Source organism: Kitasatospora sp. NPDC041988, assembly GCF_055588525.1.
Genome location: NZ_JBVJCO010000049.1, coordinates 59,144 through 72,177, shown reverse-complemented (window position 1 = coordinate 72,177; position 13,034 = coordinate 59,144). Strand labels below are relative to the sequence as shown.

Below are 13,034 nucleotides of genomic sequence, written 5' to 3'. Positions count from 1 at the left end.
TTCTCCTTGCCGTTTGGGCGACCTCCGCGGTTGGGGGGACTCTTGGTGTGGTGCTGCCCCTTTTGGGGGGGTGCGCCCCGGGTCCCCCCCCTGCGTCCCCCCCCGCCGTGGGTCACCCGCTTCAGCTGACGATGACGCCGATCTTCGGTGCGGGCTCGTTCTGGTAGTTGGCCGGGCCGAAGTTCTTCTTGACGGCCGCCTCCCAGGAGCCGTCGGCGACCATCTTCTCCAGGGCGGTGTTGATCTTCGCCGTGAGCTCGCTGCCCTTCTGGACCCCGATGCCGTAGTTCTCGTTGCTCATCTTGAAGCCGCCGAGCTTGAACTTGCCCTTGAACTCGGGCTGCGCCGCGTAGCCGGCGAGGATCGAGTCGTCGGTGGTCAGGGCGTCGACGGCCTTGTTCTCCAGGCCGGTCAGGCACTCCGAGTAGCCGCCGTACTCCTGGAGTTGGGCGTTGGGTGCGATCCTCGTCTTGACGTTCTGCGCCGAGGTGGAGCCGGTGACCGAGCAGAGCTTCTTGTTGTTGAGATCCTCGGGCTTGGTGATGGAGTCGTCGTCCGCCCGGATCAGGACGTCCTGGTGGGCCAGGAGGTAGGGGCCGGCGAAGTCGACCTTCTCCGAGCGCGCGGGGGTGATCGAGTACGAGGCGGCGATGAAGTCGACGTCGCCGCGCTGGAGGAGCGTCTCGCGGTCGGCGCTCTTGGCCTCCTTCCACTGGATGTCGCCGGGCTGGTGACCGAGCTCCTTGGCGACGTACGTGGCCACGTCGACGTCGAACCCCGTGTACGTGCCGTCCGGGGTCTTCAGGCCGATGCCGGGCTGGTCGAACTTGATACCGACGGTGATCTTGCCGCCGCCACCCGTGGCGCCGCTCGTACCGCCGCCCGGGCTGCCGCTGCTGCCGCTGCTCGTACCGCCGCCGTCGGAGCTGCAGCCGGCGGCGGTCAGGGCCAGTACGAGCGCGGCGGCCGCCGCGACCGTGACCTTGCGAAGCTTCATGGTGATCTTCCCTAGTGCTCAAGGGTCCCGGGGCCCGTCAGTGGTGAAGGATCTTCGCCAGAAAGTCCTTGGCCCGCTCGCTGCTCGGGTGGCTGAAGAACCGATCGGGCGTCGTCTCCTCCACGATCCGGCCTTCCGCCATGAACACCACGCGATTGGCGGCCGAACGGGCGAATCCCATCTCGTGGGTGACGACGACCATGGTCATTCCGTCCCGGGCGAGCTGCCGCATCACCTCCAGCACCTCATTGATCATCTCGGGGTCGAGCGCGGAGGTCGGCTCGTCGAAGAGCATGATCTTCGGGTCCATGGCCAGCGCTCTGGCGATCGCGACGCGCTGCTGTTGGCCGCCCGAGAGCTGGGCGGGGTACTTCTCCGCCTGGGACGCGACACCCACCCGGTCGAGCAGCCCGCGGGCCCGCTCCTCGGCGGCCTTCCTGTCCTTCCCCCGGACCTTGATCTGGCCGAGCGTCACGTTCTGCAGCACGGTCTTGTGCGCGAAGAGGTTGAAGGACTGGAAGACCATGCCCACGTCGGCCCGGAGCGCGGCCAGCTCGCGGCCCTCGTCGGGCAGCGGCTTGCCGTCGATGGCGATCTCGCCGGAGTCGATGGTCTCCAGTCGGTTGATGGCGCGGCACAGCGTGGACTTTCCGCCGCCGGACGGCCCGATGACGACGACGACCTCGCCGCGCGCGATGGTCAGGTCGATGTCCTGGAGGACGTGCAGCTTGCCGAAGTGCTTGTTGACCTTGCGCAGCACGACCAGGTCGCCCGTGGCCGTGGTGGGGATCTCCTGGGTCAATGTCCCTCCGCTCGTCGGCCTCATGGTCCGTCCTCCGGACGGCGGCCGCACGCCGGGAGCAGCGGGCATGCGATGCGGCTGCCGGTCACGGCGGTCGGAACGCAAGATCGTCTGTCGATATGCTGCGGGACCGTCGGGCGCGCGGGGTGTCCGGCAGTCGATCGAGGGATGGTTGTCGCCATGATGGGTCCGGCACACGCGCTTTCCGGGGCGGCGGCCTGGCTGGGGGTGGGCGCCGCGGCGGCGGCCTGGGACCACCCGATGCCGTGGCCGGTCCTGCTCGCGGGGGCACTGATCTGCGCCGGTGCGGCGCTCGCGCCCGACCTGGACCACAAGGCGGCGACGATATCGCGGGCCTTCGGGCCGGTCTCCCGGGCGCTCTGCGAGGTGATCGACAAACTCTCCTACTCGGTCTACAAGTCGACCCGGGGCAAGCGCGACCCGCGCCGCTCGGGCGGGCACCGGACGCTGACCCACACCTGGCTCTGGGCCGTGCTCTGCGGCGCCGGCGCGGCCGCGGTCTGCGTGTACGGCGGCCGCTGGGGCGTGCTGGCGGTGCTGTTCGTCCACATGGTGCTCGCCATCGAGGGGCTGCTCTGGCGCCACGCCCGGGTCTCCAGCGACGTGCTGGTCTGGCTGCTGGGCGCATGCAGCGCCTGGATGCTGGTCGAGGTGCTCGACCGGCCCGGCAACGGCGCCGGATGGCTGTTCACCGAGCCCGGCCAGGAGTACCTCTGGGTGGGCCTGCCGATCGTGCTCGGCGCGCTGGTGCACTGCGTCGGCGACGCGCTGACGGTCTCCGGCTGCCCGATCCTGTGGCCGATCCCGGTCGGCCGCCGGCGCTGGTACCCGATCGGGCCGCCGAAGGGCATGCGGTTCCGGGCCGGCAGCCGGGTCGAGATCAAGATCCTGATGCCCGTCTTCATGGCCCTCGGCGGGGTGGGGGCGCTGGGCGCGCTCGGCCTCATCGGCTGACGCGGACCCCTCGGCCTCATCGGCTGACGCGGACCCCTCGGCCTCATCGGCTGACGCGGACCCCTCGGCGTCATCGGCTGACGCGGGCCCCTCGGCTCGGACCGGCCGATCGCCCCCCACCCGCCCCGGGCGTCATGGCCGGAGCCCCACCGCCGCGGGTGCCCGGAGGGCGAGGCGGGCGTAGGCGCGGACGTCGGCGTCGGGGTCGGCGAGGCGGGCGCGGAGGGCGGGGGTGACGGCGGGTTCGGTGGCGGATGCGGCCAGGGCGCGGACGGCGGCCTTGCGGACGTCGGCGTCCGGGTCGCCGAGCAGGCCGAGCAGGGGGGCGAGCACTCCGGCGGCGGCCAGCGCCGCGGCGGACGCCTTGCGCACCTGCCACGCCTCGTCCCGCGCCGCGGCCCCGGCGGGCGTGGCCAGCTCGGGCGGGCATCCGATCCCGGCCGCGCCGGTGAGGGCGGCGGCCCGCACCAGCGGGTCGGGGTCGCCCGCCAGCCGGAGCAGAGTCGCCGTGGCCGCCGGGTCGCCGACGGTGCCGAGGCCCTCGCCGACGGCGACCCGGACCTCGCGGGCGGCGTCGCCGGCGGCGTCCGCCAGGGCGGTGGCGGCGTCCAGCGAGACCAGCCCGTGCACGGCCTGGAGCCGCACCGGCACGGCAGGGTCGGCGAGCGCGTCCGCGAAGAGCCGCACCGTGCCGGCCCGCAGCACCCGGGCCAGCTCCAGCACCCCGGCCCGCACCACCGGGTCGGGCGAGGCCGCCGCCGGGAGGAGGTCTGCGCCGAGCGCGGCGTCCAGCACCTCGGCCAGTTCGCGCAGCCCGGCCACCGCCGCCGCCCGGACCAGCTCGTCCCGGTCGCCCAGCGCGCGGGCGAGCGCGGCGCCGGTGCCGTCCGGCGCGGTCTCCGTCAGCACGGTGACGGCCGTGCGCCGGACCTCGGCGGCCGGGTCGGCCAGGTAGGGTGCCAACTGGCTGAGCCCGGGCTGCAGTTCGGCGAGCCGGAGCAGGTCGAGCAGCCGCGGGGAGGCCGGTGTGTCGGCGGAGGTGCGCGCCGGGGCGAGGGGCGCGGCCTCGCCGGTGCGGCCGACCGGCAGCGGGTGGACCTCGCCGAGGACGGTCACCGGGAGGGCGGGCGGTTCCAGGCCGTCGACCGGGACCAGGTACGGGGCGACGGGCCGGGTGAGGAACTCCATCGCGCCGGCCGCGTTCTTCCGCAGGTTGAGGTGGCTGAACCAGCGCTCGTCGTCCCGCCCGGGGTGGTCGACGCGCTCGTGGTAGAGGCCCCAGCGGCTCTCGGTGCGGGCGAGGGAGGAGCGGGCGGCCATCTCGGCGCAGTCCCGGATGAAGTCCACCTCGACGGCGCGCATCAGCTCGTGCGGGGTCCGGGCGCCCATCGTGGCGATCTCGCCGCGCATCCGCTCGACGTGGTCGAGGGCGAGGGAGAGGCGTGCGCCGGTCTTGGGCGGTGCGATGTAGTCGTTGACGAAGCGCCGCAGCTTGTACTCGACCTGCGGCTGCGGCGGCCCGTCGGGGTGGCGCAGCGGGCGGTAGACCAGCTCGTGCGCGGCCGCGATCTGGTCGGCCGGCAACTCGGCGCGCCCGGCGGGGAGATGGCCGGCGGCGTGGGTGCCGGCCAGGTCGCCGAAGACGAAGGCGCCGATCATGTAGTTGTGCGGGACGCAGGCGAGGTCGCCTGCCGCGTAGAGGCCGGGCACGGTGGTGGCGGCGTTGTCGTCGACCCGGACCCCGCTCGCCGAGTGCCCGCCGCAGAGCCCGATCTCGGAGATGTGCATCTCGACGTCGTGGGTCCGGTAGTCGTGCCCGCGCCCGGCGTGGAAGGTGCCCCGGCTGGGCCGTTCCGTGGTGTGCAGGATCGACTCCAGCGCCTGGACGGTCTCCTCGGGCAGGTGGGTGGTCCGCAGGAAGACCGGGCCGCGGTCGGAGGCGAGTTCGGCGGCGAACTCGGACATCATCTGCCCGGACCAGTAGTCGGAGTCGACGAACCGCTCGCCGTGCCGGTTCACCTGGTAGCCGCCGAAGGGGTTGGCGACGTACGCGCAGGCGGGCCCGTTGTAGTCCTTGATCAGCGGGTTGATCTGGAAGCACTCGATGCCGCTCAGCTCCGCGCCCGCGTGGTAGGCCATCGCGTAACCGTCCCCGGCGTTGGTCGGGTTCTCGTACGTCCCGTACAGGTAGCCGCTGGCGGGCAGGCCGAGCCGGCCGCAGGGGCCGGTGGCGAGCACCACCGCGCCGGCCGAGACGGTGACGAACTCCCCGCTGCGGGTGTCGAACCCGGCGGCGCCCACCGCCCGCCCGCCCGCGGTGAGCACCCGGACGGGCATGACGCGGTTCTCGATGGTGATCCGCTCGCGCATGTGCCGCTGCCGCAGGACGCGGTAGAGCACCTTCTTGACGTCCTTGCCCTCCGGCATCGGCAGCACGTAGCTGCCCGAGCGGTGCACCTGGCGGACCTGGTACTCGCCGTGCTCGTCCTTCTCGAACTTCACCCCGTACCGCTCCAGCCGCTGCACCATCGCGAAGCCGCGGGTGGCGGTCTGCCGGACGGTGCGCTGGTCGACGATGCCGTCGTTGGCGCGGGTGATCTCGGCGACGTAGTCGTCCGGCTCGGCGCGGCCCGGGACGACGGCGTTGTTGACGCCGTCCATGCCCATCGCCAGCGCGCCCGAGTGCCGGACGTGCGCCTTCTCCAGCAGCAGGACGTCCGCCCCGGCCTCGGCCGCGCTGATCGCGGCCATCGACCCGGCGGTACCACCGCCGACCACCAGCACGTCGCAGCTCAGCCGCCGGGCCTCGGCGAGGTCGGGGATCTTCATCGGGAGCCTTTCTCGGGTGTCCGGCGGTCGGCGCCGGACAGTTGGGCCAGCAGCAGTTCGCGCAGCGCGAGCACGGCCGGCTCGGTGCGGGCGGCGGCGTCGCGGGCGTACGGGACGTCGTGGACGGCCGTGACCGTCCCGCCGCCGAGGACGGCGACGCGGTCGCCGAGCAGCAGCGCCTCGTCGACGTCGTGGGTGACGAAGACGACCGTGCAGCGCTCCTTCTCCTGGACGTCGAGCAGCAGTTGCTGCATCGCGGACCGGGTCTGCGCGTCGAGCGCGCCGAACGGCTCGTCCATCAGCACCGCCCGCGGAGCGCCGACCAGCGCCCGGGCGAGCTGCACCCGTTGCCGCTGGCCGCCGGAGAGCTCGCGCGGCAACCGCCGCTCCAGCCCGGCGAGGCCGACCCGGTCGATCCAGTCGGCGACCGGGGCGCGCCGCTCCGCCCGTGAGGTCCGCCGGACGGCGAGCGGGAGTTCGACGTTGCGCCGGACGGTCCGCCAGGGCAGCAGGCCGTCCTCCTGGAAGACCAGCGCGCGTTCGGCGCCGGGGCCGCGCAACGGCCGCCCGTCGGCGAGCAGTTCGCCGCCGAGCGGCGCCAGCAGCCCGGCCAGGGCGCGCAGCAGGGTGGACTTGCCGCCGCCGGAGGCGCCGACCACCGTCAGCACCTCGCCGGGTGCGATGTCGAGGTCCACGCCGTCGAGCACCGGGTGCCCGGGGTGGCCGAGGCTCAGGCCCCGGGCGGTCAGCCGCAGACTCATACCTTCGCCTCCTGTCGCGCGGGCACCACCGGCTGCGCGGGCCGGGACGGGGCCGGCGCCGTGGGGGCGCCCGCCCGGGCCGGCGGCAGCCAGGACGTGAGCCGGCGGCCGAGCAGCTCGACCGCGCCCGAGGTGGCCCAGCCCAGCAGCCCGATGGTGGCCATCCCGACGAACACCCCCGGGTAGTCGAGCACGGTGTACGCGGACCAGGTCCGGTACCCGACGCCGAACTGCCCGGAGACCATCTCGGCCGAGATCACGCAGATCCAGGACACCCCGATCCCCACCGACAGGCCGCCGACCACGCCCGGCAGCGCGCCGGGCAGCACGACGCTCCAGAGCACCCGCCCGCGCCCGGCGCCCATGGTCCGGACGGCCTCCTCCCAGAGCGGGGGAACGGCCCGCACGGCGTGCCGGGTGGCGACCAGGACAGGGAAGAACGCGGCGGTGAAGGTGATGAAGACGATGCCCTGCTCGTTCTCCGGGAAGAGCATGATCGCGACCGGCACCAGCGCGATCGCCGGGATCGGCCGGACCACCTCCAGCACCGGCCCGAGCAGGTCCGCGGCCCAGCGGGAGCGGGCGGTCAGCACCCCGACCGCCACCCCGAGCACCGCCGCCAGCAGGAAGCCGCTGCCGATCCGCCGCAGGCTGTCGGCGAGGTCCTGCCAGTACTCTGCGGTGCCGAGCCGCTCGGTGAACGCCTGCCAGACCTGGACGGCCGTCGGCAGGTGGTCGAAGCGCACCCAGAACCGCACCCGCCGAGCGGTCAGCAGCTGCCAGAGCCCGACGAACGCGAGCAGCGCACCGGCCTGTGCCAGCCGTCGTGCGGGCGTCATGACGCGGCCAGCGCTTCCTGGTACGAGAGCTGCCGGGCGCCGGGGTGGGTGGCCAGGTACGCCTTCGCACCGTCCTCGGTGGTGAACGGCAGCAGCCCGGTGCCGTCCTGTACCCACCAGTCCTTGTCCGCGAACCAGCGGGTGCCGGTGGCGGCGTCGGGCACGTACGCGGCGCGCACCTTGCCCGTCGGGTTCTTCAGCGCCCGCAGCAGGCAGCCGGGGTCGGCGGCGGGCCGGGTGGTCTCCTCGCCGTCGTACCAGATCTCCCCGGCCAGCTTCGGATCCTCGACGGGCCGGCCGCAGACCGGGTCGGTGCCGGTGATCCGGGCCGGCGCGATGGTGGGCAGCGCGGCCTGCTGCTGGTAGGAGGCGTCGATGAACTTCTCGACGTCCAGGGCCTTCAGCACGCCCACCGACCTGAGGAACGGCACGTCCTCGCGCAGCGCGTCCAGCAGCTTCGGGTCCAGCGGGGTGGCGAAGGTGGCGATGCCGTTCGGGCCGTTGTAGAGGTGCACCACCTCGGGCGGCAGACCGGTCGCCTCGGTGACCTTCCGGCTCGCGTCCAGCGGGTGCTCGTTGAGGAACCGGGTGGCGGAGGCCTGGGCCCGCAGGAAGGCCTGCACCACCTCCGGGTGTTGGGTGCCGAACTTCTGCCGGATCACCACGCCGTGCAGGGTCGGCCGGCCGAGCGCGGCGCCGTCGTACAGCAGCCGGCCGTCGCCGGCGAAGACCACCGCGCCGGGCCAGGCCACGAACTGCGCCAGCGCGTCCACCCCGCCGGCCTTCAACGCCGAGGCGCCGACGGCGGGTTGCTGGTTCTGCTTCTGGATCTCGCCCTCGGCCACACCCGCCTTGGCGAGCGCCTGGACGAGGGTGCCGTCGGCGGCGGAGCCGGCCGAGGTGGAGACCTTCCGCCCCTTCAGGTCGGCCAGCGTATGCGCGGTCGAACTGTTCGCTACGACCACGGAGTTGAGCGCGCCGAGCAGGTTGTATCCGGTCACCGAGACCAGCCGGGTGCCGGGCCCGCCGGCCTCCTGGGCGCGGGAGCCGTTGATCAGCAGCGGGTAGTCGCCCATCGAGCCGATGTCGGTCTTGTCGGCGAGCATCTGCGCGGTGATCGGCGCACCGGAGTCGTAGTCCTGCCAGGTGACCCGGTACGTCTTCCCGTCCTTGCGTCCCTGCTCGGCGAGGAGCTGCTCGAAGTAGCCCTGGGCGCGCAGCAGGGTGCCGGCGGTCACGGTGTTGATGGTCTTCGACTGGTAGCCGACGACGACCTCGACGGTGGCGCCACCGGTGCCGGCCGAGGACGAGCAGGCGGTCGCGGCGGCCAGCGTCGCCGCGGCCAGCAGGGATCTCAACGGGCGGGTGGTGTAGGGCATCTGACGCATCCTCAACGGAGTAGGTAGGGCATGTTGACGGTGACCGCGCCGGTGGGGCAGCGGGCCGCGCACGGGCCGCAGTACCAGCACTCGTCGACGTGCATGTAGGCCTTGTTGCTGTCCGGGTCGATGGCCAGCGAGTCCAGCGGACACATCTCGACGCAGAGCGTGCAGCCGTCGATGCAGAGCGAGGCGTCGATGGTCACGGGCACGTCGGATCGGTGGTCGGCGAGCGCCATGGGGGATTCCTCAGGGGGTGTCGCGCAGCAGCCGGCCCTGCATGGTGAGCCGGTCGCCGCGGAAGCGGACGTACTCCAGGTCCACGGGGTGCCCGTCGGCCAGTGCGGTGAGTCGCTCCAGCATCAACAGGGCGGCCCCGCGGGGGACTTCGAGAACGGTGGCGGAGTGCGGGTCGGCGTTGACCGCCTCCAGGGTGATGTCGGCCCGGCCGAGCGGCCGGCCGGTGACCTCCTCGATCAGCCGGAAGATGTCCTGGCCGACCAGGTCCTCCGCGGCCAGCTCGGCGCCGATGTCGGGCGCCAGATAGGTGAGGTCGAGCGAGAGCGGCAGCCCGTTGAGCCGGCGCAGCCGCTCCACGTACACCACGTCCGCGCCCTCGGGGAGCCCGAGCCGGCGGGCCACCGGGCCGGGTGCGCGGACCGGTCCGAAGGCGCGGACCTCGTTGGTCACCTCGCCGTGCTCGTGCAGGGTCTCGGCGAGGCCCTGCAGCCGGTTCAGCCCGTGCGGCACCTTCTCTGCCACCACCAGCGTTCCCGAGCCGGGCACCCGGCGGACCAGGCCCTCGCCGCGCAGGAGGTCCAGCGCCTCCCGGACGGTGTTCCGCGAGGCGCCGAACTCCTCGGCCAGCCGGTCCTCGTGCGGCAGCGGGCCGTCCTTGTACGCCTCGTTCAGCACCTGCCGGCGCAGGACGTCCGCGACCTGCCGGGCCCGGTCGGCGCGCAGCCGCCGGGCACCGGCACGGTTCGGGTTCTCGCTGGTCATCGGCGCTGCTCCGGGCCTCGGGGTCGGGTTCGGCCTGAACCATAGGCCCGTACCGGCCGGTTTTTCGTTGCCGCCGCATTACGCCACCTGACGGCCCGTCGAGACCTGCTGTCACCTGCGGAAAGGGCGTTCGGCCGAGCCCAACTGCCACCCGGGGCCGGTCCGGCTCCCGGGGCGGATCACGGGCGCCGCCGCCCGCAGCGGCGCCCGGCACGCCCGCGTGTTCGCGCCGTGCTTCCCCGCGGGAGCACTCCCACGGGTTCACGGCTTGTGCTCATTCGTCCGGCAACCGCCGGCCTCGCTCCGGGGGCTCCCGGAGCGAGGTCACGGCTGCAGCCGCCGCTCCTGCGAGCCCTCGCCGTCCACCGCCTCCGGCCCGGCGTCCTCCGCCCCGGGCGGCAGGACGAGGGTCGCCACCGCGCCCCCGTCGGGGTGGTTGGCGAACGTCAGCGCCGCGCCGATCACCCGGGCGTGGCCCTGCGCGATCGTCAGCCCCAGCCCGTGGCCGCGTCCGCGCTCGCGCACACCGGTCCGGAACCGCTGGGGCCCGTGCCGCAGCAGGTCGTCGGGGAAGCCCGCCCCGTGATCGCGCACCGTGATCCGCAACCCGTCCACGCCCAGCAGCACCGGGCCGCTGCCGTGCCGGTCGGCGTTGACCAGCAGATTGCCCAGGATGCGGTCCAGCCGGCGCAGGTCGGTGCGGACCACCCCGTCGGCCTCGCCCGTCACCGTCACGGTCAGCCCGGTGAGCGCGACCGTGCGGCGCACCGCGCGCTCCAGCGGCACCGCCGACAGGTACGGCGTCTCGGCGTCCGCATCCAGCCGGGACACCTCCAACAGGTCCTCCACCAGCGAGCGCAGCACCCGCACCCGGTCGCGGACCAGCTCGGTCGGCCGGCCCGGCGGCAGCAGCTCTGCGGCCGTCACCAGACCGGTGAGCGGGGTGCGGAGCTCGTGCGCCACGTCCGCGGTGAACTGCTGCTCGTCCTCCAGCCGGCGGTGCAGCGCCCGGGACATCGAATCGACCGCCGCCGCGAGATCGGCGACCTCGTCCCGCCCTTCGACCAGCTCGCCGATCCGGGTGTCCGTCCTCCCGGCGGCGATCCCCCGCGCGGCCGCCGCGGCCGTCCGCAGCCGGCGGCTGATCCGGTCCGCGACCAGCACCCCGGCCAGCACCGTCGTGAAGACCGACGCGGTGACGGCGATCAGGATGATCCGGTCGAGGTCGGCGATGGCCTGCCGGTCCTGCGCGAAGTCCACCCGGACGGAGAGCGCCCCGTTCTGGACGGGCGTGGCCGCCCACATGGCCTCGCCCTGCGACCCGACGGCCAGGACCGACCCCTGCCGGCCCTCCGCCACCAGCGTGCGCAGCGGCTGCGGCAGCGCCGGGTCGTCCAGGGCGGCGCCCCGGCCGGAGACCTCGCCGCTGCGCTGGTACACCGCCAGCGACGAGTCCAGCGCGGCGAGCGCGGATCCGCGGGCCTGGTCCATGTGCTGGCGGACCATCGCCTGGTGCACCAGCAGGCCGACGGTGACCGCGACCAGGACGGAGATGGCGGCGACGGCGGTGGCGATCTGACGGCGCAGCGTCATACCGGGCGCCGCAGCTTGTAGCCGAACCCGCGCACCGTCTCGATCCGGCCGGCGCCGATCTTCGCGCGCAGCCGCTGCACATGGACGTCCACCACCCGCGTGTCGGCTCCCCATTCGTAGTCCCACACCCGCTCCAGCAGGCCGGAACGTTCCAGCACGATGCCGGGCGCGGCGGTGAACTCCAGCAGCAGCCGCAGCTCGGTCGGGGTGAGCGGGACGAGCCGGCCGTGCACCCGTACCTCCATGCTGTCGGTGTCCACCTCCATCCCGTCGAGGCTGCGCACCGTCCGGGCCGGTGGCGCGGGCACGGTGTCGGCCCTGGGGACCGAAGCGGCCGACGGCCCGGCAGGCGTGGAGGGAGCGGCGGCCGGGCCGGAGGGAACACCGCTCGGGAAGGGGACCGGTGACAGAGCGGCGGCCGGTGGCGGGGCCTCGGCCGCCGGCACGACGCGGACCCGGCGCAGCACCGTCCGGATCCGGGCGACGAGCACCGCGCTCTCGAAGGGCTTCACGACGTAGTCGTCCGCGCCGGCCTCCAGCCCCGAGACCACGTCCACCGGGTCGGTGCGGGCCGACATCATCAGGATCGGCAGCTGGCTCTCCTCACGGATCCGCCGGCAGAGGCCGACCCCGTCCAGGAGCGGCAGCATCACGTCGAGCAGCAGCAGGTCCGGGCGGACGGCGTGGAACGCCTCCAGACCCTCCAGGCCGTCGGCGGCCGTGGAGACCGGAAAGCCGTACCGTTCCAGGGCCATCCGGGTGGCCTCCCGGATCACCTCGTCGTCCTCGACGATCAGGATGTGCGGCTGGGCGGGCGGAGCTGCGGGGTTCATGGCTTCGCTTCCGGGGGAGCTGGGGTCGGACGGGCGGGCGCCGGGACGGCCCCGCGCGGGGTGGGGACGGTCCCGCCGGTTCCGTTCCCGACGGTGGGGGCGCCGGGCTGGGCCGGGGCGCGGCTGGGGCGGGCCGCACTGGGCGCGGCGGGGGGCGTGGCGGTGGGCGGCGCCCCGGTCTCGGCGGCGCCCCCCTGGCCGGCGGCGGGGACGGGGCCGATCCCCTCGTCCTTCCGCTCCACCAGGCCGAGCCGGACGCCGTCCCAGTGGTAGCGGCTGCTGGTCCGGACGGAAACGGTGGTCGGCTCGTGCAGCCACAGGTCGGCGCCGACCGTCTCGGCACTGAAACCCTTCAGCACCTGGACCCGCAGCACGGGCACCACGCGGTCCCCGGCCAGGGTGTAGACGTGCAGCACCACCGGCCCGACGGTGCCGACGGCGGCGACCAGTTCGGGCCGCCCGTCACCGGTGAGGTCGCGGTACTCGGGGCTGCGGAGCTCACAGCCCGGGCAGCCGTCGAGGGTGCGTCGCTCGTCCGCCGTCAGCTGTGGGTCCTTGGCGAGCACGGTCCGGGTGTCGAGCGCGGTGATGTCCTGGCCCGGCACGGTCACGTCCGGGACGGGTTGCGGCGGCGGATCGGTGGCAGCGGTCGGGGTCGCCGGCGGCGGCGCGGTCGCCAGGCCCGCCCAGAGCGGCTGGGCCACCGGCGGTGGAGTCACCCGCGCCGTCGCACCGTTGTCCCTCAGCTCGCCGGGCGTCGCGCACCCGGCGAGCAACACGGCCAGCGCGGCACCCGCCAGGGCCGGCACACCGGCTCGCCGCCGGGCCGGGAAGGCTGTCGTCACGGCCCGCCCCTCCTTAGCTGGTCTGCGGCGATCCGCCGGTTCGTCCACGGTGATAGGTCGTCCGGAGGGGAGCCCCCGGTTCCGGCCCGGGGGGGGGGGGGGGGGGGGGGGGGGGGGGAGGGAGGGGGGGGGGGGGGGGGGGGGGGGGGGGGGGGGCGGAGGGGGGGGGGGGGGGGGAG

The 13,034-nt window shown here is 74.2% G+C and carries 12 protein-coding genes; 1 reads left to right on the top strand and 11 read right to left on the bottom strand.

The window, feature by feature from the left end; genetic code table 11:
• Window positions 1-121 precede the first annotated feature (121 nt).
• Together ACZ6NC_RS34410 and ACZ6NC_RS34405 are read right to left on the bottom strand one after the other, a co-directional pair.
• Window positions 122-997: a glutamate ABC transporter substrate-binding protein gene (locus ACZ6NC_RS34410; RefSeq protein WP_465737798.1), complete on the bottom strand. Its 876-nt coding sequence runs from the start codon at window positions 995-997 to the stop codon at window positions 122-124.
• A 37-nt stretch (window positions 998-1,034) separates the two neighbouring features.
• On the bottom strand, window positions 1,035-1,823 hold the full coding sequence (locus ACZ6NC_RS34405) for an amino acid ABC transporter ATP-binding protein (protein ID WP_465737797.1): 789 nt from the start codon (window positions 1,821-1,823) through the stop codon (window positions 1,035-1,037).
• Window positions 1,824-1,979: 156 nt separating this feature from the next.
• Here ACZ6NC_RS34405 and ACZ6NC_RS34400 point away from each other — a divergent pair, with 156 nt between their 5' ends.
• Window positions 1,980-2,774: a metal-dependent hydrolase gene (locus ACZ6NC_RS34400; protein ID WP_465737796.1), complete on the top strand. Its 795-nt coding sequence runs from the start codon at window positions 1,980-1,982 to the stop codon at window positions 2,772-2,774.
• Between the two features lie 132 nt (window positions 2,775-2,906).
• Here the strand turns inward: ACZ6NC_RS34400 and ACZ6NC_RS34395 are convergent, their stop codons facing one another.
• The 9 genes from ACZ6NC_RS34395 to ACZ6NC_RS34355 form a co-directional block, all read right to left on the bottom strand.
• Entirely contained in the window at window positions 2,907-5,603 is a 2,697-nt protein-coding gene (locus ACZ6NC_RS34395; RefSeq protein WP_465737795.1) for a fumarate reductase/succinate dehydrogenase flavoprotein subunit, read from the bottom strand.
• On the bottom strand, window positions 5,600-6,364 hold the full coding sequence (locus ACZ6NC_RS34390; RefSeq protein ID WP_465737794.1) for an ABC transporter ATP-binding protein: 765 nt from the start codon (window positions 6,362-6,364) through the stop codon (window positions 5,600-5,602). Before ACZ6NC_RS34390 ends, ACZ6NC_RS34395 begins: the two co-directional genes overlap by 4 nt.
• On the bottom strand, window positions 6,361-7,203 hold the full coding sequence (locus ACZ6NC_RS34385) for an ABC transporter permease (RefSeq protein WP_465737793.1): 843 nt from the start codon (window positions 7,201-7,203) through the stop codon (window positions 6,361-6,363). The genes ACZ6NC_RS34390 and ACZ6NC_RS34385 overlap by 4 nt, the downstream gene beginning before the upstream one ends.
• Window positions 7,200-8,582: an ABC transporter substrate-binding protein gene (locus ACZ6NC_RS34380; protein WP_465737792.1), complete on the bottom strand. Its 1,383-nt coding sequence runs from the start codon at window positions 8,580-8,582 to the stop codon at window positions 7,200-7,202. Before ACZ6NC_RS34380 ends, ACZ6NC_RS34385 begins: the two co-directional genes overlap by 4 nt.
• A gap of 11 nt (window positions 8,583-8,593) precedes the next feature.
• Complete coding sequence (locus tag ACZ6NC_RS34375; RefSeq protein WP_209413139.1) at window positions 8,594-8,821, bottom strand: 4Fe-4S dicluster domain-containing protein; 228 nt, start codon at window positions 8,819-8,821, stop codon at window positions 8,594-8,596.
• Window positions 8,822-8,831: 10 nt separating this feature from the next.
• The gene (locus tag ACZ6NC_RS34370; RefSeq protein ID WP_465737791.1) at window positions 8,832-9,584 is read right to left on the bottom strand and encodes a GntR family transcriptional regulator; all 753 of its coding nucleotides are present in this window, start codon (window positions 9,582-9,584) and stop codon (window positions 8,832-8,834) included.
• Window positions 9,585-9,908: 324 nt separating this feature from the next.
• Complete coding sequence (locus ACZ6NC_RS34365; RefSeq protein ID WP_465737790.1) at window positions 9,909-11,177, bottom strand: sensor histidine kinase; 1,269 nt, start codon at window positions 11,175-11,177, stop codon at window positions 9,909-9,911.
• Window positions 11,174-12,010, bottom strand: a complete 837-nt coding sequence (locus ACZ6NC_RS34360) for a response regulator (RefSeq protein WP_465737789.1) — start codon at window positions 12,008-12,010, stop codon at window positions 11,174-11,176. Before ACZ6NC_RS34360 ends, ACZ6NC_RS34365 begins: the two co-directional genes overlap by 4 nt.
• Entirely contained in the window at window positions 12,007-12,855 is an 849-nt protein-coding gene (locus tag ACZ6NC_RS34355) for a hypothetical protein (protein ID WP_465737788.1), read from the bottom strand. Before ACZ6NC_RS34355 ends, ACZ6NC_RS34360 begins: the two co-directional genes overlap by 4 nt.
• Window positions 12,856-13,034 lie beyond the last annotated feature (179 nt).

What these genes read in the sequence shown, in the direction of transcription:
- ACZ6NC_RS34410 (WP_465737798.1), bottom strand. Translation starts at nt 997, where the DNA reads ATGAAGCTTCGCAAGGTCACGGTCGCGGCGGCCGCCGCGCTCGTACTG.
- ACZ6NC_RS34405 (WP_465737797.1), bottom strand. Translation starts at nt 1,823, where the DNA reads ATGAGGCCGACGAGCGGAGGGACATTGACCCAGGAGATCCCCACCACG.
- ACZ6NC_RS34400 (WP_465737796.1), top strand. Translation starts at nt 1,980, where the DNA reads ATGATGGGTCCGGCACACGCGCTTTCCGGGGCGGCGGCCTGGCTGGGG.
- ACZ6NC_RS34395 (WP_465737795.1), bottom strand. Translation starts at nt 5,603, where the DNA reads ATGAAGATCCCCGACCTCGCCGAGGCCCGGCGGCTGAGCTGCGACGTG.
- ACZ6NC_RS34390 (WP_465737794.1), bottom strand. Translation starts at nt 6,364, where the DNA reads ATGAGTCTGCGGCTGACCGCCCGGGGCCTGAGCCTCGGCCACCCCGGG.
- ACZ6NC_RS34385 (WP_465737793.1), bottom strand. Translation starts at nt 7,203, where the DNA reads ATGACGCCCGCACGACGGCTGGCACAGGCCGGTGCGCTGCTCGCGTTC.
- ACZ6NC_RS34380 (WP_465737792.1), bottom strand. Translation starts at nt 8,582, where the DNA reads ATGCCCTACACCACCCGCCCGTTGAGATCCCTGCTGGCCGCGGCGACG.
- ACZ6NC_RS34375 (WP_209413139.1), bottom strand. Translation starts at nt 8,821, where the DNA reads ATGGCGCTCGCCGACCACCGATCCGACGTGCCCGTGACCATCGACGCC.
- ACZ6NC_RS34370 (WP_465737791.1), bottom strand. Translation starts at nt 9,584, where the DNA reads ATGACCAGCGAGAACCCGAACCGTGCCGGTGCCCGGCGGCTGCGCGCC.
- ACZ6NC_RS34365 (WP_465737790.1), bottom strand. Translation starts at nt 11,177, where the DNA reads ATGACGCTGCGCCGTCAGATCGCCACCGCCGTCGCCGCCATCTCCGTC.
- ACZ6NC_RS34360 (WP_465737789.1), bottom strand. Translation starts at nt 12,010, where the DNA reads ATGAACCCCGCAGCTCCGCCCGCCCAGCCGCACATCCTGATCGTCGAG.